23 protein-coding genes and 1 tRNA gene are annotated in these 26,219 nt (G+C 65.3%); 10 read left to right on the forward strand and 14 right to left on the reverse strand.

The features are described 5' to 3' along the window. Window positions 1-128: 128 nt before the first annotated feature. The 5 genes from ubiT (at window position 129) to WV31_RS03525 (ending at window position 4,105) form a co-directional block, all read left to right on the forward strand. Complete coding sequence (ubiT, locus tag WV31_RS03505; protein ID WP_085372287.1) at window positions 129-809, forward strand: ubiquinone anaerobic biosynthesis accessory factor UbiT; 681 nt, start codon at window positions 129-131, stop codon at window positions 807-809. Further along, a complete protein-coding gene (ubiU, locus tag WV31_RS03510) occupies window positions 809-1,816 on the forward strand; it encodes a ubiquinone anaerobic biosynthesis protein UbiU (RefSeq protein ID WP_085372288.1) in 1,008 nt (335 codons plus the stop codon). Before ubiT ends, ubiU begins: the two co-directional genes overlap by 1 nt. Before the next feature lie 136 nt (window positions 1,817-1,952). Continuing rightward, a complete protein-coding gene (gene ubiV, locus WV31_RS03515) occupies window positions 1,953-2,858 on the forward strand; it encodes a ubiquinone anaerobic biosynthesis protein UbiV (RefSeq protein ID WP_085372289.1) in 906 nt (301 codons plus the stop codon). A gap of 110 nt (window positions 2,859-2,968) precedes the next feature. Beyond that, window positions 2,969-3,979, forward strand: a complete 1,011-nt coding sequence (locus WV31_RS03520; protein WP_085372290.1) for a hypothetical protein — start codon at window positions 2,969-2,971, stop codon at window positions 3,977-3,979. A gap of 50 nt (window positions 3,980-4,029) precedes the next feature. Beyond that, window positions 4,030-4,105, forward strand: a tRNA-Ala gene (locus tag WV31_RS03525). A 137-nt stretch (window positions 4,106-4,242) separates the two neighbouring features. Here the strand turns inward: WV31_RS03525 and WV31_RS03530 are convergent. The 6 genes from WV31_RS03530 to WV31_RS03555 are packed head-to-tail and all read right to left on the reverse strand — an operon-like array spanning window position 4,243 to window position 12,703. After that, on the reverse strand, window positions 4,243-6,180 hold the full coding sequence (locus tag WV31_RS03530) for an ATP-binding protein (RefSeq protein WP_168185841.1): 1,938 nt from the start codon (window positions 6,178-6,180) through the stop codon (window positions 4,243-4,245). Beyond that, complete coding sequence (locus WV31_RS03535) at window positions 6,177-7,013, reverse strand: phosphate/phosphite/phosphonate ABC transporter substrate-binding protein (RefSeq protein WP_085372291.1); 837 nt, start codon at window positions 7,011-7,013, stop codon at window positions 6,177-6,179. The genes WV31_RS03530 and WV31_RS03535 overlap by 4 nt, the downstream gene beginning before the upstream one ends. A gap of 22 nt (window positions 7,014-7,035) precedes the next feature. Then, window positions 7,036-8,202 carry an HD domain-containing phosphohydrolase gene (locus WV31_RS03540; protein ID WP_085372292.1) on the reverse strand — a complete coding sequence of 389 codons (1,167 nt, stop codon included), beginning with the start codon at window positions 8,200-8,202 and terminating at the stop codon, window positions 7,036-7,038. Then, window positions 8,199-9,431, reverse strand: coding sequence for an HDOD domain-containing protein (locus WV31_RS03545; protein WP_085372293.1), 1,233 nt, complete (start codon window positions 9,429-9,431; stop codon window positions 8,199-8,201). The genes WV31_RS03540 and WV31_RS03545 overlap by 4 nt, the downstream gene beginning before the upstream one ends. A 1-nt stretch (window position 9,432) precedes the next feature. Next, window positions 9,433-11,709, reverse strand: coding sequence for a CHASE domain-containing protein (locus tag WV31_RS03550; protein ID WP_168185842.1), 2,277 nt, complete (start codon window positions 11,707-11,709; stop codon window positions 9,433-9,435). Between the two features lies 1 nt (window position 11,710). Next, entirely contained in the window at window positions 11,711-12,703 is a 993-nt protein-coding gene (locus tag WV31_RS03555) for a DNA-binding response regulator (RefSeq protein ID WP_168185843.1), read from the reverse strand. Between the two features lie 147 nt (window positions 12,704-12,850). Here WV31_RS03555 and WV31_RS22295 point away from each other — a divergent pair, with 147 nt between their 5' ends. Continuing rightward, the gene (locus WV31_RS22295) at window positions 12,851-17,182 is read left to right on the forward strand and encodes a beta strand repeat-containing protein (RefSeq protein ID WP_206072578.1); all 4,332 of its coding nucleotides are present in this window, start codon (window positions 12,851-12,853) and stop codon (window positions 17,180-17,182) included. A 188-nt stretch (window positions 17,183-17,370) separates the two neighbouring features. Here WV31_RS22295 and recA read toward each other — a convergent pair whose 3' ends face one another. The 8 genes from recA to flgB form a co-directional block, all read right to left on the reverse strand. After that, window positions 17,371-18,450 carry a recombinase RecA gene (recA, locus tag WV31_RS03565; RefSeq protein WP_085372297.1) on the reverse strand — a complete coding sequence of 360 codons (1,080 nt, stop codon included), beginning with the start codon at window positions 18,448-18,450 and terminating at the stop codon, window positions 17,371-17,373. 123 nt (window positions 18,451-18,573) lie between these two features. Then, window positions 18,574-20,958 carry a PAS domain-containing protein gene (locus WV31_RS03570; protein ID WP_085372298.1) on the reverse strand — a complete coding sequence of 795 codons (2,385 nt, stop codon included), beginning with the start codon at window positions 20,956-20,958 and terminating at the stop codon, window positions 18,574-18,576. After that, on the reverse strand, window positions 20,948-22,018 hold the full coding sequence (gene flhB / locus WV31_RS03575) for a flagellar biosynthesis protein FlhB (protein ID WP_085372299.1): 1,071 nt from the start codon (window positions 22,016-22,018) through the stop codon (window positions 20,948-20,950). Before flhB ends, WV31_RS03570 begins: the two co-directional genes overlap by 11 nt. A gap of 4 nt (window positions 22,019-22,022) precedes the next feature. Then, entirely contained in the window at window positions 22,023-22,787 is a 765-nt protein-coding gene (gene fliR, locus WV31_RS03580) for a flagellar biosynthetic protein FliR (protein ID WP_085372300.1), read from the reverse strand. A gap of 1 nt (window position 22,788) precedes the next feature. Then, window positions 22,789-23,058 carry a flagellar biosynthesis protein FliQ gene (gene fliQ, locus WV31_RS03585; RefSeq protein WP_085372301.1) on the reverse strand — a complete coding sequence of 90 codons (270 nt, stop codon included), beginning with the start codon at window positions 23,056-23,058 and terminating at the stop codon, window positions 22,789-22,791. A gap of 19 nt (window positions 23,059-23,077) precedes the next feature. Further along, on the reverse strand, window positions 23,078-23,389 hold the full coding sequence (locus WV31_RS03590; RefSeq protein WP_085372302.1) for a flagellar hook-basal body complex protein FliE: 312 nt from the start codon (window positions 23,387-23,389) through the stop codon (window positions 23,078-23,080). A 29-nt stretch (window positions 23,390-23,418) separates the two neighbouring features. After that, window positions 23,419-23,829, reverse strand: coding sequence for a flagellar basal body rod protein FlgC (flgC, locus tag WV31_RS03595; RefSeq protein WP_068428344.1), 411 nt, complete (start codon window positions 23,827-23,829; stop codon window positions 23,419-23,421). A 32-nt stretch (window positions 23,830-23,861) separates the two neighbouring features. Then, window positions 23,862-24,263 carry a flagellar basal body rod protein FlgB gene (gene flgB, locus WV31_RS03600; RefSeq protein WP_085372303.1) on the reverse strand — a complete coding sequence of 134 codons (402 nt, stop codon included), beginning with the start codon at window positions 24,261-24,263 and terminating at the stop codon, window positions 23,862-23,864. 204 nt (window positions 24,264-24,467) lie between these two features. Here flgB and WV31_RS03605 point away from each other — a divergent pair, with 204 nt between their 5' ends. Genes WV31_RS03605 through fliP form a run of 4 tightly spaced genes read left to right on the forward strand, consistent with a single transcriptional unit; the run spans window position 24,468 to window position 26,168 of the window. Beyond that, window positions 24,468-24,821: an EscU/YscU/HrcU family type III secretion system export apparatus switch protein gene (locus WV31_RS03605; RefSeq protein WP_085372304.1), complete on the forward strand. Its 354-nt coding sequence runs from the start codon at window positions 24,468-24,470 to the stop codon at window positions 24,819-24,821. Then, on the forward strand, window positions 24,818-25,084 hold the full coding sequence (locus tag WV31_RS03610; RefSeq protein ID WP_085372305.1) for a hypothetical protein: 267 nt from the start codon (window positions 24,818-24,820) through the stop codon (window positions 25,082-25,084). The genes WV31_RS03605 and WV31_RS03610 overlap by 4 nt, the downstream gene beginning before the upstream one ends. Window positions 25,085-25,086: 2 nt before the next feature. Next, window positions 25,087-25,416: a FliO/MopB family protein gene (locus WV31_RS03615; RefSeq protein WP_085372306.1), complete on the forward strand. Its 330-nt coding sequence runs from the start codon at window positions 25,087-25,089 to the stop codon at window positions 25,414-25,416. After that, window positions 25,413-26,168, forward strand: a complete 756-nt coding sequence (gene fliP / locus WV31_RS03620; protein WP_085372307.1) for a flagellar type III secretion system pore protein FliP — start codon at window positions 25,413-25,415, stop codon at window positions 26,166-26,168. Before WV31_RS03615 ends, fliP begins: the two co-directional genes overlap by 4 nt. The last annotated feature ends 51 nt before the right edge of the window (window positions 26,169-26,219 follow it).

Consider the following 26,219-nt stretch of genomic DNA (forward strand, 5'->3'; position numbering starts at 1 on the left):
CTACTGGAGCCAGGACTGCCTTCCCCGTCACTTGCCCGCACGGAGTCCTTTGCTTGACGGCGGTCAATGAGCGGCGCTATCACCGGCGGGCAGAATGCCTGTCTCCTGGGAAGAGGGCCGCGAAAGTCATGACGCAAGCACACGCCAGAACCGGAACGACACCGGTAACGCCGCCGTTTTCGCCGGTGCTGCTGCTGGGCATGGCCTTGAAGCCGTTCCGCCCGGCGGCGCTGCAGCCGCTGTTCGACGCCATGCTGAAGGTGATCCGCCGCCGCCATCCGGACATTCTGGAGCGCATGTCCGATTATGCCGACAAGGCGGTGTGCATCGACCCCGTCGACCTGCCCTTCGTCATCCTGCTCGAGCCCAATCCGGAAGACCCGCGCCTCTCCGTCCGCCGCTCCATCGAGCCGGGCGAGGTGGCCGCCACCATCCACGGGCCGCTGGAGATGCTGATCGCGCTGGCCGAGGGCAAGGTGGACGGCGACGCCCTGTTCTTCTCGCGCCGCCTGGTGATCGAGGGCGACACCGAGGTGGTGGTGGCGCTCAGAAACGCCATCGACGGCGCCGGCATCGACCTGATCGAAGACATCAGCCTGGAACTGGGCCCGCTGGCCCGTCCCTTCCGCGGCCTGGCCGGCGCGGCCATCGGCCTGATGGGCCGCATGCGCGAGGATTTCGAGACGCTGCGCAATGCCATCATCGCCCCGGCGGTCAAGGACGTCACGAACCAGGGCGCCCGCATCGCCCAGCTGGAGGGTGAGTTGAAGCAATTGCGCAAGGCGGCACGGCGCGGAGGCGCGGCCTGATGGCATCCGTGAATTTCCCCGTCCGTCCCGAGCTGGTTTGCCCGGCCGGCACCCCGGCGGCACTGAGGAGCGCCGTGGATGCCGGCGCCGATTGCGTCTATGTGGGGTTCCGCGACGAGACCAACGCCCGGAACTTCCCCGGCCTCAACTTCAATCGCAAGGAACTGGCCGAAGGCATCGCCTATGCCCACGAGCGGGGCGCCAAGGTCCTGGTGGCCATCAACACCTTCCCCCGCGCCGGCGCCCCCGAGATCTGGCATCAGGCGGTGGCCGACGCCGCCAGGCTCAGGGCCGATGCCGCCATCCTGGCCGATATCGGCCTGATCGCCCACGCGGCCCAAGCCCATCCCGAGCTGCGGCTCCATCTTTCGGTGCAGGCCGCCGCCTCCAATCCGGATGCCATCCGCTTCTACGCCGAACGCTTCGGCGTGAAGCGCGTGGTGCTGCCCCGCGTGCTGACGGTCCAGGAGATCGCCGCCGTCAATGCCCGCATCGCCCCCGTCGAGACCGAGGTCTTCGTGTTCGGCGGGCTGTGCGTCATGGCCGAGGGACGCTGCGCCCTGTCCTCCTACGCCACCGGCCAGTCGCCCAACATGAACGGCGTCTGCTCGCCCGCCGGCGAGGTGCGCTATACCGAAACCTCCCAGGGCATCACCTCGGAGCTGGGCGGCTTCACCATCAACAAGTTCGCCCACAACGAGCCGGCCGGCTATCCCACCCTGTGCAAGGGCCGCTTCATCGCCAAGGACAAGGCCAGCTATCTGTTCGAGGAACCCACCTCGCTCAACACGCTCACCATGCTGCCCGACCTGATCAAGGCCGGCGTCACCGCCTTCAAGATCGAGGGCCGCCAGCGCGGCCGCGCCTATGTGGCCGCCGTGGTCCAGGCCTTCCGCGCCGGCGTCGATGCCGTCATGGACGGCAAGCCGCTGCCCGACATCGACCTCGACCGCATCACCGAGGGCGGCAAGCAGACCACCGGCGCCTACGAGAAGGCTTGGCGATGAGCATTTCTGTCATTCCGACGACCATCGGAAGGAGGAATCTCCTTCTGGCCGAGCGAGTCCGATTGGCCCGCATCCTGCCAAGCGGAGATCCCTCGGCTTCGCTCGGGATGACAGAAATGGCCAAGGGACCGAATCAATGACCTCTTCCCCCAAACTGACCCTCGGCCCGGTCCTGTTCAACTGGAAGCCGGAAGACCTCCGTGACTTCTACTTCCGCATGGCCGACGAGGCGGACGTGGACACCGTGCATGTGGGCGAGGTGGTGTGCTCCAAGCGCACGCCGTTCTTCGAGCCCTTCATCCCCGAGGTGGTGGAACGCCTGGCCGCCGCCGGCAAGGAAGTGGTGCTGTCGTCGCTGGCCCTGATCATGAGCGACCGCGAAATCGCCCAGGCCCGCGACCTGGCGCAAAACGACGGCATCCTGGTGGAAGCCAACGACATCTCGGTGGCCGCCCTGATGCAGGGGCGCCCCTTCGTCGCCGGGCCGCTGCTCAACATCTACAACGAAGGCACGCTGGCCACCCTGGCCGCCATGGGCGCCACCCGCGTCTGCCTGCCGGCCGAGCTGTCCGCCGACGCGGTGGCTGCGCTGGCCGCCTCCACCGCCATGGAAACGGAAGTCCAGGCCTTCGGCCGCCTGCCGCTGGCCATCTCGGCCCGCTGCTACGCCGCCCGCGCCCGCAACCTGTCCAAGGACGGCTGCCAGTACGTCTGCGCCGACGATCCCGACGGCATGGCGGTGGAGACCCTGGACGAGGTGCCCTTCCTGGCGGTCAACGGCACCCAGACCATGTCGTACCACATCATGGACCTGCTGGGCGACGCGGCCGGGCTGGCGGCGCGCGGCGTCGAGCGCTTCCGCCTGTGGCCGCAGACCTTCGACATGGTGGCGGTGGCCGCCCTGTTCCGCGCCGTGCTGGCCGGCAAGACCGGCCTGGACGAGGCCGAGGACCGGCTGGCCGGCCTGTGTCCGGGGGCGGAATTCGCCAACGGCTACATTCACGGCCGCCCCGGCCACCTCTTCATTGAAGCGCAAGATTGACCATCTCTTGTTCATGAGCGCGCGGCCCGGCATACTGTATGGGCCGTATTTTGGCTTTTCGGGACGGCGGTGCGGCCTTGGGGGGCTCCCGCCTGGGGTGAGCGACATACATGGCTGATGATGGCAAGGGCAAGGATGCTGAGGCGGCCGAAGGCGAAGTCTCCTTCGAGCACAAATTCTTCACGTCCTTCGAGGATCTCTATTTCCGACTGACCGATTCGGGCGAGCCCGTGGCGGTCTTGAAACTCGCCACCAACGAGGCGGTGCTGTCCTTCGACGGCATCAAGCGCGAGTTCGGGATGAAGGAGGACCAGCACGATTTCAAGATGCTGGACAAGGTGGCCGAGGGGCTGCAATTCGTCCGCGGCCTGCGCCCCGGCGACCGCCTGCCCAAGGAGGTCACCACCCGCGAGGCGTCGTGGGAACCCCAGGACCGCCACCGCCGCATCGCCTATCAGCGCCTGACCATGCAGCTGGTGACCTGGCTGACGGGCAACGAGCACGTCATCAGCAACGTCTCGGAACTGGCCCAGGTGGCCGACGACCCCCAGGTGAAGAAGAATGTCCAGCTGGCCTTCACCGAGGCCGCCGAGGAACTGGGCCTGGGGCGCGAGAACCGCGACGAGGTGGTGCGCTACATCGAGACCCTGGCCAAGGAACTGGCCTATATCGAGGCGCTGCGCGACACCTACGGCGAGGTGCAGAAGATCGACGAGAAGCTGCAGGGCCTGCGGCGCATCTACGGCGCCGACCGTTCCATGATCGAGACCACCGACCAGGTCGGCCGCCTGTCCCAGCGGGCGCTCAAGGTCTTCCAGGACTATTTCGACCAGGTGGACGCCCAGACCGGCGAAATCCTGGCCATGCTGAAGAACATCGACAACCAGATCGGCTATATCCGCCAGGTGCGCGACGCGCTGCATTGCCGCCTGCTGCCGTGGGAGGATTTCATCCAGATCTGGAAGACGGTCTTCGTGGTCCGCTCGGACGACAACACCAACAAGATCAGGGATATCTACCAGTTCCTGGCGCCCCGCTACATGCAGTTCAACGACTGGGTCCTGGTGACCAAGCGCGGCATGCAGAAATCCAAACCCCTGGGCGGCCAGATGCGCTGGTAGGGCGCTTGACAGGCCCGTCCGATTTGAACATTATCCCGCTTCCCGTTTTCGGGGCCGTAGCTCAGTTGGGAGAGCGCCTCGTTCGCAATGAGGAGGTCAGCGGTTCGATCCCGCTCGGCTCCACCAAGTTTCCGAGCCAAGGAAATCAGGTACATGCAGGGCCGGTGGTCACTCCACCGGCCCTAAGTGTGTCGCAATCTGCGAAGCGGGCACAAGATCTCTTCCAGCCGCTCGGGCAGCGGAAAGCGAAGTCCTAAGAGCAATCATCCCACCGGAATCCGGATGGTGAAGATTGCCCCGTGTCCCTGCTCTCCGCCGACCAGGATCTGGCCACCATGCTTGTTCACCACCACGTCATAACAGATGGCAAGGCCCTGGCCGGTTCCCTTCCCGACCTCCTTGGTGGTGAAGAACGGGTCGAAGATATGATGGGCGATGTCTTCGGAAATGCCGGTTCCAGTGTCGGAAATCCGGATCTCCACCCAATCGCCGCACAGCGCGGTTTCAGCGGTGATGGTTCCCGGCAGCGGCTTCCCTGATTCCTCGATGGCATGGGCCGCATTGACGAGCAGGTTCAAGAAGACCTGATTCATCTCGCCGGGATGGCAGTTGACCAGCGGCAAAGCCGGGTCAAAGCGGGTTTCCATCCGGGCCACGTGTTTCCACGTGTTACGGCAGACCACCAAGGTATTTTCCAGCGCGCGATTGATATCCGCAGCGGTTTTCTGTGTCGTGCCGGGATGGGAGAATTCTTTCATGGACAAGACGATGCGCGCCACCTGCGCCACGCCCTCAAGGGATTGGGTGACTGCGGGCAAGGTCTCTTCCCTCAGGAAGTCCATACCGGCGGCATCATAATGCTGCAGGAATTCCTCGGCCTTGCGGCAATCGGCCTCTCCCTCCCGTCCGCTCTGCGCCAGCACCCGCGCCTCCTCCAACAGCGGGAAGACGGCTTCGGCGGCGGACTGGATGAAGGTGAGGTTGTCGCCCACATACTGGATGGGCGTGTTGATCTCGTGGGCGATGCCCGCCGCCAGCTGGCCGACGCTGGCCATGCGTGATGCCTGCAACGCCTCGATCTGAGCCTGTTTCAGTTCTTCCGTCCGCTCCTCCACCAGGCGTTCGAGCTTGGCGTGCTGATCGGCCAGTTCCAGTTGGGCCTGACGGGCGCGCTCTTCCGCCCGCGCCTCGCGGGTCACGTCAGCACCGATACCGCGATAGCCGATGAAGACCCCATCCTGATCGTAGAAGGGCATGCCACTGATGCGGACGATCTTCTCGTCCTTGCCGTCCACAGGCCCGATATGGAACATCAGGTCGCGGAAGGGGAGATGATTCGCCAGATCGTCGGCATGGGTGCGAGCCAGGTCCGCATCGAAATCGGACAGGCCCACGTCGAAATAGGTGTAGCCCAGAATGGCCGCCGGCTTGACCCCCAGGATGGCGCCGATGCGATCCGAAACGAAGGTCAGACGGTAATCCGTATCGGTCTCCCAGAACCAATCCGACGCCGATTCGGCCAGATCGCGGAAACGCCCCTCGCTTTCGGTCAGAGCGGCTTCGCGATGGGCCACCGAAGAACGCATCGCCTCGAACGCGGAGACCAGATTGCCGACCTCATCCGCCGAGGGTGGCGGCAGGACCACGTCATAGCGCCCCTTGGACAACAGGTGGCTGGCTTCCACCAGCCGCCGCAGGGGCGCAATGACGGTTCGCGCCTGCAGCCCCACCACCGCCATGGTTCCCAGGATCAGAATCAAGGCGATGGCCAGTTCCAGGCCATAGACGACGGAGAGCGCCGGGGCCACCAGGCTCTCCTGGTCCACCTCCACACTCAGCGTCCCCATCTGGCGGCCAGCCGCCCTAACCTGGGCGGTCAGGCGCAGACCAGTGTTGGGCACGGCATCGTGCGGGAGCAGAGGATAAAGGCGCAAGCCATCCGGGCTGCTCAGGGTCAGGACCCGCCACCAGGGATGCTGAGCATTCGACTCGTCCATGGTCTCGTGGATCTTGGCCAGATCACCGGCCTGGACATCCGGCGCGATCGCCAAAGCCAGCAGGCTGAGGGCGCGCTGCTCGCCGCTGACCCGCTCGACCACCAGCGTCTGCTTCAGCGTATCGAAGGCAATGAAGTGCATTGCGGCAAGAACACAAGCCGCCAACGACAGCAGGGGAATGAGGAGTTTCGCGCGAATGCTCATTGTTCGACGTAAAACGCCTCCAGCCCGAGGTTGCGCAGGGTGTCGTAATCGCTATCCGAAGCAGTCCCGATGGCCTTGATGGGAATGCCCTCCAGCAGGGCATCCCCTTTGGAGGTTTTCCCCAAGGCGATCATCGCCTGCTGAACCTTTGCCGCCAATTCGGCGGATACGCGGGGATGAACCGCCAGAGGATGCGGGGTGTAACGCTCGGTCTCGTAGATGACGGTCAGACCGCCACGCACCTCCGGCTTTTGCTGCTCGAATGTGGCGCGGATCCCGCCGGCGGCATCCGCTTGCCCCAGCAATACGTTGAGATAGGCCGAGTCATGGGACTTGACGTAGAGTTCTGTGACCTTGATCCCCAGCTTGCGGGAGAACTCCGCCCGGGGAATGAGGGCGGCCCCCATGGCGTTGGGAGCGGGAAAGGCCACCTTGCGGCCATCGAGCATCCGGGCGTCGGTCAGCCCGGAATCCTTGCGCACCACGATGATGCCCGAAAGTTTCCCCTCCACGTCGCGAACCAGCGCTCCATACCCCTGACGCCCATGGGCTACAACGTAGTGGTAGGGGTTCATGTAGGCGAAGTCATAGGTGCCGGCATGTAGCCCTTTTTCGAAGACCGGGATGGTGGTCTCGGTCACCAATGTGAAGCGAGCGCCCGTGGCCGATTGCAGATGGTCGATGATGGGGCGCCAGACCGCCTCGATCCGCCGAAGATCGAATTGAGGCACCACCGCCAAGGTATAGGTCTCCGGCTCGGCCGCCCCCGCCACGGGGAACCCGGCGACCAGAACCCCACACACCAAGAGTGTCTTCCGGACTCTGTGTTTCATGCCATGCCCCTCGTTCCTAGGGTCAAAGCCGACCAGCGCGGCGGACCCGCACGGGTTCACGGAACTTGTACATTTTGTGCAGGTTCTGAAGGCGTACGAATAAGGCGTCCGTGATGGTCTGGCCGGCCGCCAGCACCAGCTTGCCGTTTTCCAGTTCAAGCTGGGCTTCGAGATAGTCGCCCGGCCGAAGCCCGGTGCTGGGAATTTCCAGCCTGGTGAAGGAGGCTTCATCCACCACCATGGCGGACAAGCCACGGGCTGCGGCCGTCAGCACGGCCGGATCGAAACGCCCCGGCATCTTTTCCAGGGCGGCAAAGCCGCTTCGCGTCAGTTCCCCCGATCCGATGGCGTCCAGAGCCAGCAGGACATGCAGGATTCGGGCATTGAGCGGGATGTCTTGCCCGGCCTTTCCATCTTGCGGCAAGCCTTTCCCGTTGAACCACTTTTCTTGATAAGCGATGGCGTCGGCCACCGGGGCCATGCGGGGTATCTTGCGCACCAGAGCGGCCCCGGTCTCCGGTACGCGCGCCAGCATCTCTTCCTCCACCGGCGCCAGACGGCTTCCCGACCTGTGGCGGGCCAGCACCTCCGACGGCACGGATATCTCACCGATCCTGGCCAGGGTCGCGGCCAGTTCCAACTCCCACGGCGCGTCCATGCCCATGGAGGCCGCCAGTTGCAGGGACCAGCCCCGCAGACGCAGTGACCGCTGGAAACTTTCGGGTGCCACCATGGACAGCACGTCATTCATCAGGGCGATGCTGCCCGACAGGGTCCCTTCCAGCAGGACTTTCTCCGCGGTGACCAGCCGGTGTTGCCGGATACCGGCCAGGATCCCCTCGGTCAAGGTCGCCATCGAGCAGGGTTTGTTGAAGAAGCGGAAGATCTGCCCGGTGTTGATGGCGTCCACTGCGGTCTTCTGGTCGGCATTGCCGGTCAGCATGATGCGGCTGGTATCGGGAGAAATCTCCTGAAGCCGCCGCAGCACCTCGACGCCGTCCATGCCGGGCATGCGCATGTCACACACCACGACGGCGAACGGCCCTTCATTCTGTGCCTTTCCGAGGGCCTCGATCCCGCCTTCCGCCGTGGTGATGGCCAGTTTCTGCCCCAGCAGCCGCTTGATGCCGGCCAGCAGGTTGGCATCGTCGTCAACCACCAGAATCTTGTCGCTGAGTTCGGGCATCATGATTCCTCCTGACGAAGGGGCTCCGCCATTTTGGCCCAGTCGCCGATTTTCTCCGTGGCGCCGATCCGTTGGAGAAAGGCGAGGTCCAGACCGTCGGTCCAGGCAGTCATGGGTTCAACGCCGTCTGGAACCGGCTTGATCAGATGTTGGGCGGCATGAACCGCCACCAGAGGCGATACTTCCGCCGAGGAATGGTATTCGCAGCGGCTAGGCTCGTGGTGATAGAGCACGGCCTCCACCACCGGATCGGTGAAGCCCCACAATCCCAGCAGAACGCCGCCCAGTTCAGCGTGGGTAGCGCCAAAGGCCTGCCTCTCCGCCGCGATAATGCCGCCGCCCGAACGATCCAGTTCCCGGCGTAATTCCGCCATGGCGTCTGGCCAGTTGGAAAACAGCAGCAGCGAGCCCACATGGGCCAGCATCCCGGCGCATTGGGTTTGCTCCAAGGCCGCTTGGCCAAGGCCATGCGCTTCGGCAATCCTGCGGGCCAGCGCACCGATCTGCAGGCTGCGCCGCTCCAATTGCAGCAGCACGTCGCAGTCGATGCCGCCGCACCGGAAGGCTTCGAAGATGCCGGCCATCACCGTCAGGGCTCGGATCATCTCGAAGCCCAACATCTTGACGGCCTGGAGTACGTCGGTGATGGCCGAAGGAATGTAGAAGAAGCCTGAATTGGTGAGCTTCAGCAGATTGACCGTCAGCCCCACATCGGAAGAAATGATCCGGGCGACCTCGGAGGCCGAGCCGTTGGGCGATTGCAATTCGGCAAACAGGGCGGTCAAGGCGTTGGGCACGGCGGGGATGGAAGTGGCGCCGGCCACCAGGGCGAGCAGTTCCGGACTTCGTAGGGTACGGCGTACGCCGAGCGCGCGGCGGATCGCCTCGACCAGCACCTGCGGCGGACATGGCTTGACGTAGTATTGATGGGCTGGGCCAACCGTGCGGAAGATGGCTTCGCGTTCGGAAAAGCCGGAGAGCACGATGCGTGCCGTTTCCGGCTGCAGGGTTCTCACCCGGTCGAGCAGGGCGGCACCGTCCATGCCGGGCATCCGCATGTCGGTAATCACCACGTCGATGGGCTGGGCCTCGAGAATGCTCAGCGCCTCGTCACCTCCCAGAGCAAACCGCATGTTCCACTCGTTGCGCTGGCCGTAGAGGCTGCGGCGCAAGCCATCCAGAACGCCCTTCTCGTCATCCACGAACAAGATGGTGGGTAAGGCCATATCCATGTCAGGCGTCCTGTGTCTGGGTCAGCGGAAGGCGAATGCGGAAGCAGGCTCCGGCCCCTGGGAGCGATTCCGCCGAGATTTGGCCCCCATGACGATGGATGATGGCGCGGCTGATGGCCAGCCCCTGCCCGGTGCCCTGACCCGGGGCCTTGGTGGTGAAGAACATGTCGAAGATCAGTTTCAGATTGGCCTCGGGAATGCCGGGGCCGGTGTCGCTGATGCTCAGTTCCACCTCGTCGCCCAATCGGCGCGTCATCACCCTTATGCGGCCCGGAGCGTCCCCGCCCTTTTCGGCGATGGCCTGTGCCGCGTTGACGATGAGATTGACCAGCACCTGGTTGATCTCACCTTCGATAACCGAGGCTTTCGGCAGGTCCGGATCCAGGTCGCACTCCATCTCAGCCACGTATTTCCACTGGTTGCGCGTGACGGTGGCCACTACGTCGATCATGTGATTGAGATCGACCGGATGGGCGCTCTTTGAACTTGGATAGGAAAACTCCTTGATCGCCTGCACGATCTTGGAGATCTGGGCGGTGCCGTCCAGGGCCTGCTCCACCGCCGCAGGCAATTCGGTGGACAGGAAGTCGAGATCCAGGGCATCGACCCTGGCGCCCGAATCGCCGCCTGACCGCACCGACTGGGCAAGGTCGAGCAAGCCGGCCAGGCTCTCTTTCATGAAGGTGATGTTGTCGCCCACATATTGGGTCGGAGTGTTGATTTCGTGAGCGATGCCCCCGGCCAGGGTGCCGAGGGCCTCGAAGCGATCGGACTCGGCAATGCGCTCGATCATGGCCGCCCGCTCCTCTTCGGCCGCCTTGCGCGCCGTGATGTCCTGCAAGGTAATGATGACGTGACCATCCTCGGCCAAATCGCCGGTCAGGGCATGCAGGACCTTGCGGCTCTCCCCCGCATCAACCCGGAACTCCAGATCCACGGGCTGGTCGGCCGCATGGAGAAAGGTATGCAGAACCCTCTCGATATCATCGGAATGAACGCCTTGCAGCATGGACTGGATGGAGCCCCCCGTCTGCTCCTGCATCAGACCCAGCATTTCCGCCGCGCCCTCGCCGATCACGCACATTCCCTGGTCAAGATCCAGTTCCACACTGGCCAATTTGGCGATGCGCTGGGCTTCGCCGAGGCGTCTCCTGGCCCGGCTCATTTCACGGGCAACCGCCGTGGCCCTCTCAGCTTGGGTCATCCGCCCCTTCAGGACGGACAGGTAGAAGATCGTGAACAACAGGGAGAGAGCCAACAGGGCAAGGGATGCCGTGGGACGGCTGCTTGACATGAACGCTGCGCTCGGCGTGGCGACCAGCAGCCATGAACGGCCCGCCATGGCAAAAGCGTCCGAGACATGCAGCCCCGAGGTGAGTTCTTCCGGAGAGCGGTTATCGGTCTTGGGAAACAGGCGTTTCTCTCCGTCCGGGGCGCTCATGTCGAACAGATGGATATCGACCAGCGGCAACGCCATGCTAACGGCCTTGCTGCCGGACTCGGACGAAATCAGGTCGCCAAGCCTGAAGACCCCTGAAACGTAACCGGTCAAGGCGCGCCGGTTGGCCTCTGCGCTGCTGGACGCACCCGAGGCGAGGACTGGTGCAAGGATCAGCACACCGTACTGATCGCCATATTCCTGGACCAGGGTGATACGGCCCGTTGCTTCGGGGGCGCCCTTGTCTCGGCCTCGTTCCAGGGCCAGCCGCCGGATGGGATTCGATGCCAGATCGAAGCCCAGGGCGGGCCGGTTGGAGGCCATGGGCTCCATATAGTAGATGGGAATATACTCTTCACGCCGGGCGGCGGGGCGCAAAGCCCCTTGGGCATCGCGCTCGGTGAACGTGAAAGTGTCGAGGCCGTCACGCCGCGCCATGTCCTCATAGCGGGCCCGTTGGTGATCATGCACCAGGGGATTCCAGGAATAGCCCTGGATGAAACCGTGGTTCCGGATGGTCTGTCCCACCATTCGCCGGAAATCCTCGCGGCTGGTGGATCCAGCAGGGGCCACCGCGAAGTGAGCGGCCAGCAGGTTCACGCTGTCCTGGGCGATGGCGATATTGGCGCGGATGGCGATGATCCGCTGTTCGGCCAGTTCGCCGAAGCGGCTTTCCGAACTGTCCCGCTCCAGCAGGTAGACGATGCCGAAAAGCGCCAACGACGACAGGACACCCATGACCGACATGGGAAACAATTGCCCAACGATCTTCACGGACTTGAATGTCGCCATGACCACGCTCCGAGGGAAGGTTAACAACCTACCTTGGACATAGTCCATCTTATTTAGTTTTGGAGGCACTCCCATTTGGGAGGGCGACCGGCAGGCTCAGGATAAGCCGGACCAATTCTGCCTGCCGGGCCTTGCCGGTCTTGGCGAAAATCTGCTTCAGGTATCCCCGCGCCGTACCAACGGTAATGCCCCCTTCCACGGCGGCCTCGTCAAGGGACAAGCCGCGCGCCATGGCATGGGCGAGTTTGGCTTCGGCATGGGTCAGTTCCAGCAGGCGCATCACCTCGTTGGCATTGGGAATGGGATGGTTGTCGGGATCGGAAATGTAAAGTGCGGCCTTTGGCGTGCTGCCCCCTCCTTCCAGGGCGGTCACCGCCACCGACAGCGGAGAGGCATCGGACCGGGATAGACGCATCACGCCGTCATCTCCGGTCTGGATCGCCGATACGATCAGCGCATGCAGATGGGATGTTTCAACCGGCGTGGCAGCGCGGCAGACCTTTCGTGCCCCGATGATGATGCCGTCCCCGGCGGCACTGAAGGCCCCTCCCAGTCGGTTCATGAACAAGACCCGGGCGTCGGCATCCACCACCAGGATGGCAACAGGGAGTTTGTCCAAGGCCGTATCGGCAAAAGTATCTGCCGTGGGCACGGGCATGGGGTCTGGCGTGGCCAGGGCCGCCTCTATCCCCTCAACCAACAGGAACGAAGGACAGGGCTTGGTGAAAAAACGGAATATCTCCGCCTGGTTTATGGCGTCGATGGCGGTCCGCAAATCGGCCGTGCCCGTCAGAACGATATAACGAGCCGTATCGCCGATGCGCCGCATGGCCATAACCATCTGGAGGCCGTTCATGCCCGGCATTTTCATGTCGGTCACCACCACCTGGGGCTTCCACGTCCGGTACGTCTCCACAGCCGCCTCTGGGGACGACTGGAACTCCATCTCCCAGCGCGCAGCCTGAGGATGCAGGGACCGGCGCAAAGCCGCCAGAACCCGGATATCGTCGTCAACAAACAGGATACGGGCTTTGCAAGACATAGACCCTACGCTTCCGGATGCTCCGCGCCAGCGAACCACGATAACGCGGTTCCCTCCGGCTCGGAACATCCGCGTTAACCTGGCGTTATGACCACTTCTGCTATTCGGTAAAGGTTACGGCTTTCCCAAAACTGGAAGTGCTGCTCCGTGGTCTCGCCTGTCTCATTCCTGACAGCCACACAGATCTCCGCCCTTACGGTGACGGCGGTGCAGTCGCTGTCGTCGGCATCGCTGACAGCCCTGAACGCGACGCAGGTCCAGGCGTTCACCGTCACCAACATCCAGGCGCTGTCGTCGACTCAGATCAGCCAGTTGGGCACCACCCAGGCGGCGGCGCTGACCACCACCCAGATTCATGCCCTGACCCCCGGCCAGATGGGCTTCACGCCCACCCAGCTGTCGATCCTGAGCGCCGCCCAGGTGGACGCCTTCGACGCCGCCGAGGTCGCCGTGCTCTCCAGCCTGCAGATCAGGGGCCTGACCGTCACCGAGGTGGGAGCGCTGAACACCACCCAGGTCGCCGTCCTGGCCTCGACCCAGCTGGGGGCGCTGACGGCAAGTCAGGCGCGCGGGCTGACATCGACCCATCTGAACGCCGTCACCACCACGCAGATGGCCGGGCTGGGCAGCACTCATCTGGGGGCGTTGAACACCACGCAGATTTCCGGCCTGACCACCACTCAGCTGGCGGATCTCACCACCACCCAGGTGACGGGCTTTTCCACCACCGGCATTTCCGGCATCTCCACCACCCAGCTGAACGCGCTCAGCTCCACCCAGCTGGGCAGCCTGACGCGGACCCAGGTCGCCGGGTTGAGCTCCACCCATGTTTCCGCGCTGGATACCACCCATCTCAACGCCTTGACCGCCACCCAGATCGGCGGAATGACCGTCACCCAGGTACGCTCGCTCAGCACGACGGTGGTGGCCGATCTCACCTCGACCCAGGTGGCGGCCCTGTCCGCCGCCCAGGTGGCGGCGCTGACCACCACCCAGGTGGCGGGGATCGAGACCACCGATGTGGCGGCGCTCTCCACCACCCAGATGGCGGCGCTGGAACGCACCGACCTGGGCGTCATGTCCACCACCCAGTTCGCCAGTCTGGCCGCGACCCAGCTGGCCGCGCTGACGGCAACCAACGTCACCGGCCTGACCACCACCCAGCTGGCGGCGGTGTCCACCACCCAGATCACCGGCCTGGCCTGCACCCAGGTCAGCAATTTGACCGCCACCCAGATGGGCGGATTGACCACCACCTCGCTGGCGGCGGTGTCCACCATCCAACTGTCGCAATTGTCCGCCACGGCTGTACGCGCGCTCAGCACCACCCAGGTCGGGGGGCTCTCCACCACCCAGGTGGCGGGCCTGGGCTTCACCCAGCTGGTGCAGTTGACCACGACCCAGCTGACCTCCATCTCCACCACCCAGCTGTCGGCGCTGACCACGACCCAAATGGGCATGCTGACCCAGACGCAGGTGGCGGGTCTCACCACCACCGAGGTGGGGCAGCTCTCCACCACCCAGCTGTCGGCCCTGAGCGCCACCGGCATCGCCAGCCTGACCACGCCGCAACTGGGAAGTTCCTCGACCACCCAGGTGGCGGCGCTGACGGTGACCCAGATCGGCGGCCTGACCCTCACCCAGATCGGCGGCCTGTCCACCACCCAGCTGGCGGCGGTGTCCACCACCCAGTTGAGCCGGCTCAGCCTCACCCAGTTGCGCGGACTGACCACCACCGAGGTCGATTCGCTGTCGACCACGCAATTGAGCGGACTGACCGCCACCCAGTTCAGCAGCCTGACCGCGTCGCAGCTGGGCGCGGTCTCCACCACCAGCCTGGCGACGCTGTCCACCACCCAACTGGGCGGATTGTCCTCGGGCGTGCTGGTGGGGATGACCTCCACCCAGCTCACCAACCTGACCACCACCCAGATGGGGGGATTGACCACCGCCCAGACCCGGGGCTTCACCGCCACCCAGCTGGGGGCGTTCACCACCACCCAGCTTGCCGCCCTGTCCACCACCCAGGTGGCCGGACTGACCACCACCCAGATCAACGGCCTGTCCACCACCACCCTGGACGCCATGACCACCACCCAGCTGCGCTCGCTGAGCGTGTTGCAGGTGGCGGCGCTGTCGTCGTCGGGTCTGGCCGGACTGACCACCACCGACCTGAACTCGCTGACCACTGTCCAGGTCGCCGGACTGGAAGCCACCGATGTGGCCGCGCTGTCCACCACCCAGGTCGCGTCGTTGCAGACCACGCAGTTGTCGGCGATGACCGCGTCCCAGATGACCGGCTTGAGCTCATCGCTGATCAACGCCTTGACGACCACCCAGGTCGGCAGCCTGACCTTCACCCAGGTCGGCGCGCTGACCGCCACCCAGCTCGGGGTTCTGGACACCACCGACCTGGCCCAGCTGTCCACCACCCAGCTCAGCCGGCTGAGCTCCACCGCGGCCGCATCCCTCACCACCACCCAGATCAACGGCCTCACCTGCACTCAGCTGGGCAGTTTGGCGGCGGCATCCTTCGCTGCGCTGAACACCACGGATCTGGCGTCGCTCTCCACCACCCAGATCACCGGGGTCGGCGCCTTCCAGCTGATCGCCCTGACCGCGACCCAGGCCGCCGGCCTGACCACCACCGCGCTTTCGACCTTTTCCACCACCCAGATCGCCGGCCTGTCCGTCACCGGTCTGGCGGTGCTGTCCTCCACCCAGCTCAATACCATCGCGACCACCCAGATCACCGCGCTGACCACCAACCAGACGGCCAGGCTGACCGCGACCCAGCTGGCCGCCCTGGACACCACGTCGCTCAGCGCGCTGACCACCACCCAGGTCGGCACCCTGTCCACCACCCAGGTGGGAGGCATCACCACCACGGGGCTGGTGGCTCTTTCCACCACCCAGCTCTGCAACCTGCGCGCCACCGCCATCGCCACCTTGGCCACCACCAAGCTCGCGGCGCTGTCCTCCACCCAGGTCGGCGGACTGACGACCACCGCGGTGGCGGCGCTCAGCGCGTCGGGCGTGGGGGCCTTGACCACCACCCAGGTGGGAAGCCTTTCCACCACCCAGCTGGCGTCCATCAGCGGCGCCAGCATCCGTGGCCTGACCACCACCGAATTGGGATCCCTTTCCACCACCCAGGCCGCCGGCCTGTCCTCGTCGCTGCTCGGCGCGCTGACCGCCACCCAGTTCAATGGCCTGTCCACCACCGGCCTGGCCCAGCTGTCGACCACTCAGATGACGGGTCTGGTCGCCGCCCAGTTGGGCGGGCTGTCCACCACCATGGCGACCGGGCTGTCCACCACGGGTCTGGTCGGCCTGACCGCGACCCAGGTCAGGTTCCTTTCGACCACCAATCTGCAAGCCCTGAGCACGACCCAGTCGGCGGCTTTGACCACCACCCAGATCGCGGGATTGACGGCCACCCAGGTTCGCGGCCTGTCCACCACCACCCTGGGCAACCTGTCCACGACCCAGGTCAACGGCCTGTCCCTGGGCAATGTCACGGCGCTCACCACCACGCAGATGACCGGACTGAGCTCGACCGCCATCGGCTCGCTGAGCACCACCGGCATCGCCCAATTGAGCGCCACCACCATAACGGGGCTGACATCGACCCAGATTACCGGGCTGACCACCACCCAATTGTCGCGGATCACCACCACCTCGGTCGCGGCCCTGTCCACCACGGCTCTTACCGGTCTGTCGACCACCCAGCTGGCCGGCCTCAGCGCCACCCAGGTCGCCACCCTGACCACCACCCAGATCGGCGGACTGACCTCCACCGAGGCGCAGGCGTTGACCACCACCCAAATCGGCGCCCTGACCGCCACCAGCATGACGGGCCTCAACACCACCCAGTTCTCGACGCTCACCACCACCCAGGTGGCGGCCATCAGCGCGGCCCAGGCCCGCGGCCTGGATTCCACCGATTTCAGCGCCCTGTCCACCACCCAGCTCGGCAGCCTGGGCGCCACCACCCTGGGTTCCATACTCTCCACCGCCGTGCCCGGGCTGAACTCGCTTTCGCTGGCGGCACTCTCCACCACCCAGGTCAGGGGCCTGAGCGCCACCGTCATGGCGGTGCTCAAGACCAGCCAGCTGGACGGGCTGACCAGCACCCAGGTGGCGTCCCTGATTTCCACCCAGCTTCGCGGACTGAGCTCGACCGGGATCGGAGGGTTGTCGTCGACCCAATTGGCAGCCGTCACTTCCGCCCAGCTCGGCGCCCTGACCACCGCCCAGTTGGCGGCCCTGTCCTCCACCAGCGTGGCCAATCTGACCACCAGCCAGATCGACGGCCTGACCGCCACCCAGGCGGGGGCGCTCTCGTCGGCCAGCGTGGCGGCACTGTCCACCACCCAGATCCTGTCGCTCAGCACCACCCAGGCCGCCGCGCTCAACGCCACCCAGATCGCCGCCTTGAGCACTACCCAGATCGACAGTCTGGTTACGTTGTTCTAAGAGCGGCCGCTGCCGGGCTTTATGCTTGCCCCTCGCCGGGCGCGCGCTTTCAGCGCGCTTGGCCCCTCGCTCAATGCTCGCATGAGCGCCGCGCCCGTCCATCACAACAAAGGCCACCCGCCTTCCGACGGGTGGCCTCTTTTCTTGCGGCGGACGGATGGTTCCCCGGCCGATATTTTCGACCGGACCTATTCCTCGACCGGCGTGCCGTCCAGATCGCCGGGACCGCCGGCCAGGGCCTCGGAAATGAGGCCGGCGTTCTGGCGGATGGCGCCCTCGATCTCGGCGGCCATGGCCGGATTGTCGCGCAGGAACTGCTTGGCGTTCTCGCGGCCCTGGCCGATGCGGGTGGAATTGTAGGAGAACCACGCCCCCGACTTCTCCACCACGTTGGCCTTGACGCCGAGATCGATGAGCTCTCCCATCTTGGAGACGCCCTCGCCGTACATGATGTCGAAATCCACCACCTTGAACGGCGGGGCCAGCTTGTTCTTCACCACCTTGACGCGGGTCTGGTTGCCCACCACCTCGTCTCTGTCCTTGATGGCGCCGACCCGGCGGATCTCCATGCGCACCGAGGCATAGAACTTCAGCGCGTTGCCGCCGGTGGTGGTCTCCGGGTTGCCGAACATCACGCCGATCTTCATGCGGATCTGGTTGATGAAGATGACGATGGTCTTGGACTTGGACACCGAGCCGGTCAGCTTGCGCAGCGCCTGGCTCATCAGGCGGGCATGCAGGCCCATGTGGTTGTCGCCCATCTCGCCTTCCAGCTCGGCGCGCGGCACCAGGGCGGCCACCGAGTCCACCACGAGGACGTCGATGGCGCCCGAACGCACCAGGGTGTCGGCGATTTCCAGCGCCTGTTCGCCGGCATCGGGCTGGCTGATCAGCAATTCGTCGAGGTTGACACCCAGCTTGCGGGCGTAGACGGGGTCCAGCGCATGCTCGGCGTCGACGAAGGCGCAGGTGCCGCCCTTCTTCTGGGCCTCGGCGATGACGTGCAGCGCCAGCGTGGTCTTGCCCGAGCTTTCCGGACCATAGACCTCGATGATGCGCCCGCGCGGCAGGCCACCGATGCCCAAAGCCACGTCCAGACCCAGCGACCCGGTGGAGATCACCTCGGTCTCGACCACCTGGTCCTTCTGGCCCATCTTCATGATGGAGCCCTTGCCGAACGCCCGCTCGATCTGGCTGACGGCGGCTTCCAAAGCCTTCTGTCTATCCATGGTATCCTTGTCCACGAGACGCAATGCAGCCTGAGACATGGCCGTTCCCCTTCATCTATCCCGAACCGGGCGGTTCCGCAATGAGGATTACCGTACACGAACGAGATGAGAACGCAAGGGGAATTGTTCGCATTTGTTCTTATTGGGTTCCGGCGACGGTTCCTATCCCCCCTCCATCACCTGCTTGACCGCCCCGGCCAGCTGCTTGAGCGAAAAGGGCTTGGGAAGGAAGTGGATGCCGGCATCGGGGTCGATGCCGTCGCGGGCGACGTCTTCGGAATAGCCGGAGATAAGGATGACGCGGATGTCGGGGCGTTCCATGCGCACGAAGCGGGCCAGCGTGACGCCGTCCATGCCGGGCATGACCACGTCGGAGATGAGGACGGCGATGGGCTCGCCACCGTTCAGCACCTCCATGGCCTGCTCGCCCGAACGGGCCTCGATCACCGTGTAGCCCTTGTTCCTGAGCGCGCGGGCGCCGAACAGCCGCACGGCGTCCTCGTCCTCCACCAGCAGGATGGTGCCCGAGCCGGTGAGGTCGGCGCCGGCGGCTTCGGCCTGCTGGGCGGGGCGCCTGGTTTCGGCCGCCGGGTCGGCGTCGATGCGCGGCAGGTAGATGGAGAAGGTGGCGCCCTGGCCGGGTTCTGATTCCACGAAGATGAAGCCGTCGGTCTGGCGCACGATGCCGTAGACGGTGGACAGGCCGAGACCGGTGCCCGCCCCCACCTCCTTGGTGGAGAAGAACGGCTCGAAGATGCGCGCCAGGTTTTCCTTGCCGATGCCGGTGCCGGTGTCAATCACCTCGATCTGCACGTAGTCGCCGGCCGGCATCAGTTCAGGGCCCCGCTGAATGGGCTGGTCCACATGGACGGTGTTGGTGCGGATGGTGAGCGCCCCGCCGCCGGGCATGGCGTCGCGGGCGTTGACGGCAAGGTTGATGATGACCTGGTCGAACTGGCCGGGATCGACGCGCACCAGGCCAAGCGCGCGGCCGTGGGTCATGCGCAGCTCGATGGTCTCGCCCAGGAGGCGGCGCAGCAGGTTGGAGAGTTCGGCCAGCGCGTCGGTGACGTTCAGCAGGCGGGGTTGAAGCGCCTGACGGCGCGAGAAGGCCAGCAGCTGGCGCACCAGCGAGGCGGCGCGGTTGGCGTTCTGCTTGACCTGCATGATGTCGGCGAAGCTGGGATCGCCCGCCCCGTGGCGCTGAAGCAGCAGATCGCAAAAGCCGATCATGGCGGTGAGCAGGTTGTTGAAATCGTGGGCCACGCCGCCGGCCAGCTGGCCCATGGCCTGCATCTTCTGGCTCTGGGCGAACTGCATTTCCAGGTTGCGCTGCTCGGTGGCGTCGATGAAGTGGATGACCAGGCCCGAGATGTCGCCGTCCTCGTGGCTGGGGCTGACGAACAGCTGGGCGATGAGGTTGCGCCGCCCTTTCAGGCGCACTTCCAGATGGGTGCCCGGCGTCGAGCCGGCGATGACCTTGCCCAGCTGCTCCGAGGCGGCGGCGCGATTATCCTCGGCGATGACGTCGATCACCGGACGGCCCACCATGTCGTCGCGGTCGATGCCCAGCATGGCCTGGAGCGCCAGATTGCAGGCGCCGATGGCTCCGTCCAGATCCACCAGGGCGATGCCCACCGGCGCGTCGTCGAACAGCCAGCGGAAGCGGCGTTCGGCGGCGCGCAGCGCCTTTTCCCATTGCTGTTCCGGCACCAGGTCGCGCACCACGACGGAACGGGTGAACATCTCGCCGCCCTCGTCGAACACCGAATGGGCGACCAGGGCCTGGAAGACCTCGCCCGAGCGGCCCCTGAGGCGCAGCTCGGCCCGCTCTTCTTCCGGATTGGGGACGGTGCCGAACACCTCGGCCAGATTGTGGCCGACGATCTCGTCGCCGCTCTTGCCCAGCCATTCGGCCAGGCGCTGGTTGACGTAGCGCACCGTGCCGTCGGCATCCGCCGAATAGCAGCCCACCGGCAGCAGATCGACGAAATCGGAAAGCAGTTCGTTCTCGCGCCGCAGGGTCTCCTCGATGGCGCGGCGCGGGCTGATGTCCTCGATGCTCCAGGCCACCGCCTGGGCGCCGCCGGCCGGGCGGACCTCGAGCGCGAACCACTCGCGCCCGCCGCCCGCCGAGATGACGCTCACCTCGGTGCGCCGCGGCGCGCCCACCGCGGCCGCCGCGTCCAGGCGCTCCAGCTCGGCCAGGGCGCGGTCGTCATCGGCGGCCCGCGCCTTGAGCGGCGCCAGGGGGTCGGCGGCACTCCCCAGCAGGCGGCGGGCCGCCTGATTGCGGTAGAGCTCGCGCCCGTCGGAGGCCGCCACCAGCACGGCGCGGGTTTCCGAATCCAGCGCCCCGGCCAGGGCGGCCTCCTCGCCCGCCGGACGGCCGCGCCGGCGCAGCAGCATCCCCCCCGACACCGCCGCCACCAGGGCGCTGGCGGCGATGGAAGGCCAGCCGGCCTCGGCCACCCCCAGCAGCGCGGTCCCGGCCACCGCGGCGGCCAGGCTGAGGACCAGCGGGGAGGCGATGGATTCAGTGCGCAATTTCGCCCTTCAGCTTCATGACGTAACCGATGATCTCCGCCACCGTCTTGTAGTGCTCAGGCGGAATTTCCTCGTCCAGGTCCACGCTGGCGTAGAGGGCGCGGGCAAGCGGCGGATTCTCGACGATGGGCACCTCGTTCTCGGTGGCGAGGTCGCGGATGCGCTTGGCGATCAGATCGACGCCCTTGGCCACCAGGATGGGAGCCCCCATGGAATCCTGGTCGTATTGCAGCGCCACCGCGTAATGGGTGGGGTTGGTGACCACCACGCTGGCCTTGGGCACCGCGGCCATCATGCGCTGGCGGGCGCGCTGCATGCGCAACGCGCGCAGGCGGCCCTTGATCATGGGGTCGCCTTCGGTCTGCTTGTGCTCGTCCTTGATCTCCTGCTTGGTCATCTTCATCTGCTGATTGAACGACCAGCGCTGGTAGAACCAGTCGGCGGCGGCCAGGGCGAAGACCATCAGCACCACGATCAGGATCATGGCCAACACCTGGTGGCGCAGGTACTCCATCACCGCCATCAGCTCCAGCGCCGCCAGTCCGGCGTATTCGCTCATATGCGATTTCAGCACCAGGAAGATGACGAAGCCGATGGCGCCGACCTTGAACAGGGACTTCACGAACTCGACCAGATTGCGGCCGGAAAAAATGCGCGTAAGGCCCTTCATGGGACTCAGCTTGGAAAAATCCATGGTCAGCTTGTCGGGCAGGAACATCAGCCCGCTCTGGGCCATGGACGAGGCGACGGCCAGGACCATCAGCAGCAGCATGGGCAGGATCATCAGCTTGATCATGCTGAGCGTCACTTCGGCCAGCACCTGCCCCACATCGGCCTGCTCCATGGGAAAGGCGTGGGGATGCTCGATGAAGGGCAGCATCAGGCGCTGGACGTCCTGGGCCATGTGGGGCGCGAACATGGCGACGATGGCCAAGGCGCCCACCAGACCGGCCCAGACCTTCACCTCCTGGGAGGTGGGAATGTTGCCCTGCTCGCGGGCCTGGCTCAGTTTTCGGTCTGTCGGCTCTTCTGTTTTGTCTTCGGCGGAATCGTCGGCCATGGTCTCACCTGGGCTGGACGTAGGGCATCAGGCCGGCTTCGAAGAAACGCAGGAACAAGGTGACGATCAGGGGCATCGATACCATGAACAGCCACATCCCCACCATCACCTGCACCGGCATGGCGACGAAGAACACCTGCAGCGAGGGCACGAGGCGCGACAGCAGGCCGAGGCCAGTGTAGAACACCAGCCCGAACACCACCAGCGGCGCCGCGAACTGGGTGCCGACCTTGAAGGTCTCGGTGACCAGATGACCCAGCGTCTCGGCGTAGTCGCCGAATTGCAGCGGCTGGCCGGGGGGAAACAGGGCGTAGGATTCGAACACCGCCTGGAACATCAGATGATGCAGGTCGGTGGCGAACACCGCCACCAGGCCGATATTGGACAGGAAGCCGGTCAGCAGCTGGCTCTGCTGCTGGGCGATGGGGTCGAACGAGAAGGCGTTGGTCAGGCCCGTCTGATAGCCGATCATGGAACCGGCCATGTTCAGCGTCGACATGATGATCATCACCACCGTGCCGAGATAGATGCCGATCACCGCCTCGCCGAAGATGGCGAGCAGCATGCCGCCCACCGAACCCGGCACCCGCGGGAACGAGCCCCCCACCGCCGGCAGCATGACGAAGGCCACCGACAGCGCCAGCAGCAGGCGGATGCGGGTCGAGACCAGCGAGCCGCCCAGGCCGGGAAACAGCATCAGCGCCGCGCCCAGGCGGGTGAACACCAGAAAGAAGCGGAAGATGTCCAGTTGCAGCAGTTCGGTCAGCACGTCAGCCGCCGCCGGCGATGACGCGGTCCATGATCAACTTCCAGAACTCGGTCAGCGAGTGCAGCATGAAGGGCAGGAACAGAATCATGGAGGCGAAGACCAACAGCATTTTCGGCACGAAGGTCAGGGTCTGTTCCTGAATTTGGGTCAGCGTCTGGAAGATGGAAATCACCAGGCCCACCACCAGGCCGGTCAGCAGGGTGGGCGCCGCCACCTTCAGCATGACGAGGATGGATTCGCGAGCGATGTCGATGAGTTCTGGTTCGGTCATCCTTGCGGCGGCCCCAGGCTCAGATGGGCATGCGCAGGATTTCGTTATAGGCGTTGATCACCTTGTCGCGGACATTGACCACGGTTTCCAGGGTCATTTCCGCATTGGCCACGGCGGCCACCACTTCCCGGATGTCGGCCTTGCCGGCGATGGCGGCCATGGAGGCCTTTTCCGCCGACTTGGCGTCGCCCACCACCACCTTGGCGGCATCCTTCAGCACGCTGGCGAAATCGGTGCCGTTACCCTCGGGCTCGGCAGCCTTGCCCACCGATTCGAACGGGTTGGCGGCGGTCTTGTAGGCGGAGATGGCGTCGGTCAGGCGGGAAGTCATGATGGCGAATCCTTAAACCGGCATCAGGCCTAGCGCAACATCTCGATGGTGCGCGACAGCAGCGAGCGGGACGTGTTGATGACGTTCATGTTGGCCTCGTAGCTGCGCTGGGCCTCGCGCATGTCCATCATCTCGATCAGCGGATTGACGTTGGGCGCCAGAACATAGCCGTCGCGGTCGGCGGCCGGATGCTTGGGGTCGTAGCGGCGCTGGAACTCGGACGAATCGCCCCGGACCTTGTCCACCTTGACGGTGGCCACGCCGGTGGCGCGATCCAGCTCGTTCTTGAAGGTCATCACCTTGCGGCGATAGGGCAGCCCCTCGGGCGTCTGGGCCAGCGAATCGGCGTTGGCGAGATTCTCCGAGATCAGGCGCAGGCGCTGGGACTGCACCTTCATGCCCGAAATGGCGGTCTGCGTACTTTTGCTCAGTTCGTCCATGGCGGTCTCTTCGACTTACCCGGTCAGCGGTTCTAACGGCCGCCCGAGGCGGTCTTGATCATCTTCTGGTACTTCTGGAACAGCGAGGCGGCCGCGTTGTAGCGGGAATTGGCCTCGCCCATCTTGGCCATCTGCTCTTCCAGGATGACGGCGTTGCCGTCGGGCGTGGATTCGTAGGTGCGGCGCTGGGTCACGGCCTTGAACGGGCTGGGCGCCATCTCGGGCACGATATGCTTGGCGTTGGTGGCGGCGGCACCGACCTCGGGCTGGGAGGTTCCGGCCAGGACCTCCTTGAAGTTCAGCGGCTTGATGTCCTTGGGCAGGTAGCGCGGCGTGTTGGCGTTGGCGATGTTGCCGGCCAGCACCTCCTGGCGCTGGGCGATCCAGTCCATCTGGGCCTTGGCCATCTTGAAAATGCCGAGATCGTCGTACATTCGCGCCAAACCTTACGCCTGCAGCAATGATGGGCGAGCAGAGCCTTTTCTCGCCATGTTCACTATCCGCCCGACCCTTTTAAGATTCCGTAAAGTCCGAGTCGCGGCGCGGGTTTGAGGCGGATCGGGCCACCCTTGGCTTAAACGAATTTTAAGCGCGCCGGGGCCATTGTGAAGGCTGACGATTGCGTTGGGAAGCCGCCCATGGGCAACAGGGACATTTGGGACGAGGAGGCGGAAAGCGAGCGGGCCAAGGCCGCCGCCCGGCCCCAGCGCCGTCAGGTCGCCGTGGCGCTGGCCGACGATCCCGACAATCCGGGCATGCCCACCGTCACCGCATCGGGGCGCGGCGCGGTGGCCGAACAGATTCTGCAACTGGCCTTCGCCCACGGGGTGAAGGTCCGCACCGATCCCGATCTGGCCGAGGTGCTGGCCGCCGTCGAGGTGGACACCGTGATCCCGGTGGAGGCCTTCGTCGCCGTGGCCGAGATCCTGGCCTATGTCTACCGCGCCAACGCCGCCATGGGCGCGGCCCCGCCTCCGGGAGGGAGCGCATGAGCGAACAGTCCGAGACCGTCGCCCGGGAACTGGAAAAGGCCGCCACCCTGGTGGGCACCGCCCGCCGGCTGCTCGCCACCGGCACCGAGGTGGACCTGGCCGCCCTGGAAGGCCGGGTGAAGTTCGTCTGCGGCGCCGTCCTCGGCCTGGAGCGAACCGAGGGCGCCGCCTTCCGCCCCGGCCTCGAGGCCCTGGTCGCCGACCTCGACCGGCTGGCCGCCGCGCTGACCCAGCGCCACAACCCGACCTCCCTGGACGCCTGAGCATGGATTCAGCCAATTACCTGCGCTTCATCCTGTCGCTGGTGGCGGTGCTGGGATTGATCTTCGCCGTGGTCTGGGTGGTGCGCCAACGCCTGCCCGGCGTCATGCCCGGGCGCAATGCCGCCGGACGGCGCCTCGGCATCGTCGAATCCTTGACGCTGGACGTGAAACATCGTCTTGTCCTGGTGCGCCGCGACGACCGCGAGCATCTGCTGGTCCTGGGCGGCGCGCAGCCCGTGGTGGTGGAAGCCGATTGTCCCCGGGCCGCCTTCGCCCTGTCCAAGGCCGAGGCCGAATGGCCCAACGCAACCAAGCCGGAGACCGGAGTATGACCCGCCTGCCGACGTCCCGCCCCCGGCTGATCCTGGCCATCGCCGCCGGCATCATGACCGCCCTGCTGGCGGGACCGGCGCTGGCCCAGTCGCTGAACATCGATCTGGGCGGCCCCCAGGCCAGCGCCACCTCGCGCATCATCCAGCTGATCGCGCTGACCACCGTGCTGTCGGTGGCGCCCTCCATCCTGGTGATGGTGACGTCGTTCACCCGCTTCGTGGTGGTGCTGGGCTTTCTGCGCCAGGCGCTGGGCACCCAGCAGAGCCCGCCCAACACGGTGATGGTCAGCCTGGCCATGTTTCTCACCGCCTTCGTCATGGCGCCTACCTTCGAGAAGGCCTGGACCGACGGCATCCAGCCGGTGATGGACGGCCACCTGGACGAACTGGAGGGGTTCGAGAAGGCCGTCAGGCCGTTTCACGCCTTCATGAGCAAGCATGTGCGCGCCCAGGACCTGAAGCTGTTCATGGACCTGTCGCGCTCTAGGGAAGTGGCCAGGGCCGAGGACGTGCCCCTGAAGGCCCTGATTCCCGCCTTCATGATCAGCGAGCTGCGCCGGGCCTTCGAGATCGGCTTCCTGGTCTTCCTGCCCTTCCTGATCATCGACATGGTCATCGCCTCGGTGCTGATGAGCATGGGCATGATGATGATTCCACCGGCCATGATCTCACTTCCGTTCAAGCTGATCTTCTTCGTCATGGTGGACGGGTGGTATCTGGTCGTAGGCTCCCTGGTACAGAGTTACGGGTAAGGACCTACTACCGAATCGAGACGTGACGGCACATTTCGCATTGGTTTAAAT

The organism is Magnetospirillum sp. ME-1, from assembly GCF_002105535.1.
In the GTDB taxonomy this organism is placed as follows: Bacteria; Pseudomonadota; Alphaproteobacteria; order Rhodospirillales; family Magnetospirillaceae; genus Phaeospirillum.

What these genes read in the sequence shown, in the direction of transcription:
- flgB (WP_085372303.1), bottom strand. Translation starts at nt 24,263, where the DNA reads ATGTACGACGATCTCGGCATTTTCAAGATGGCCAAGGCCCAGATGGAC.
- WV31_RS03530 (WP_168185841.1), bottom strand. Translation starts at nt 6,180, where the DNA reads ATGAGCATTCGCGCGAAACTCCTCATTCCCCTGCTGTCGTTGGCGGCT.
- ubiT (WP_085372287.1), top strand. Translation starts at nt 129, where the DNA reads ATGACGCAAGCACACGCCAGAACCGGAACGACACCGGTAACGCCGCCG.
- WV31_RS03545 (WP_085372293.1), bottom strand. Translation starts at nt 9,431, where the DNA reads ATGGATATGGCCTTACCCACCATCTTGTTCGTGGATGACGAGAAGGGC.
- ubiU (WP_085372288.1), top strand. Translation starts at nt 809, where the DNA reads ATGGCATCCGTGAATTTCCCCGTCCGTCCCGAGCTGGTTTGCCCGGCC.
- WV31_RS03610 (WP_085372305.1), top strand. Translation starts at nt 24,818, where the DNA reads ATGAGCGAACAGTCCGAGACCGTCGCCCGGGAACTGGAAAAGGCCGCC.
- WV31_RS03550 (WP_168185842.1), bottom strand. Translation starts at nt 11,709, where the DNA reads ATGGACTATGTCCAAGGTAGGTTGTTAACCTTCCCTCGGAGCGTGGTC.
- WV31_RS03520 (WP_085372290.1), top strand. Translation starts at nt 2,969, where the DNA reads ATGGCTGATGATGGCAAGGGCAAGGATGCTGAGGCGGCCGAAGGCGAA.
- flgC (WP_068428344.1), bottom strand. Translation starts at nt 23,829, where the DNA reads ATGGACGAACTGAGCAAAAGTACGCAGACCGCCATTTCGGGCATGAAG.
- ubiV (WP_085372289.1), top strand. Translation starts at nt 1,953, where the DNA reads ATGACCTCTTCCCCCAAACTGACCCTCGGCCCGGTCCTGTTCAACTGG.
- flhB (WP_085372299.1), bottom strand. Translation starts at nt 22,018, where the DNA reads ATGGCCGACGATTCCGCCGAAGACAAAACAGAAGAGCCGACAGACCGA.
- recA (WP_085372297.1), bottom strand. Translation starts at nt 18,450, where the DNA reads ATGTCTCAGGCTGCATTGCGTCTCGTGGACAAGGATACCATGGATAGA.
- WV31_RS03605 (WP_085372304.1), top strand. Translation starts at nt 24,468, where the DNA reads ATGGGCAACAGGGACATTTGGGACGAGGAGGCGGAAAGCGAGCGGGCC.
- fliQ (WP_085372301.1), bottom strand. Translation starts at nt 23,058, where the DNA reads ATGACCGAACCAGAACTCATCGACATCGCTCGCGAATCCATCCTCGTC.
- WV31_RS03555 (WP_168185843.1), bottom strand. Translation starts at nt 12,703, where the DNA reads ATGTCTTGCAAAGCCCGTATCCTGTTTGTTGACGACGATATCCGGGTT.
- WV31_RS03615 (WP_085372306.1), top strand. Translation starts at nt 25,087, where the DNA reads ATGGATTCAGCCAATTACCTGCGCTTCATCCTGTCGCTGGTGGCGGTG.
- fliP (WP_085372307.1), top strand. Translation starts at nt 25,413, where the DNA reads ATGACCCGCCTGCCGACGTCCCGCCCCCGGCTGATCCTGGCCATCGCC.
- WV31_RS03590 (WP_085372302.1), bottom strand. Translation starts at nt 23,389, where the DNA reads ATGACTTCCCGCCTGACCGACGCCATCTCCGCCTACAAGACCGCCGCC.
- WV31_RS03535 (WP_085372291.1), bottom strand. Translation starts at nt 7,013, where the DNA reads ATGAAACACAGAGTCCGGAAGACACTCTTGGTGTGTGGGGTTCTGGTC.
- WV31_RS03540 (WP_085372292.1), bottom strand. Translation starts at nt 8,202, where the DNA reads ATGATGCCCGAACTCAGCGACAAGATTCTGGTGGTTGACGACGATGCC.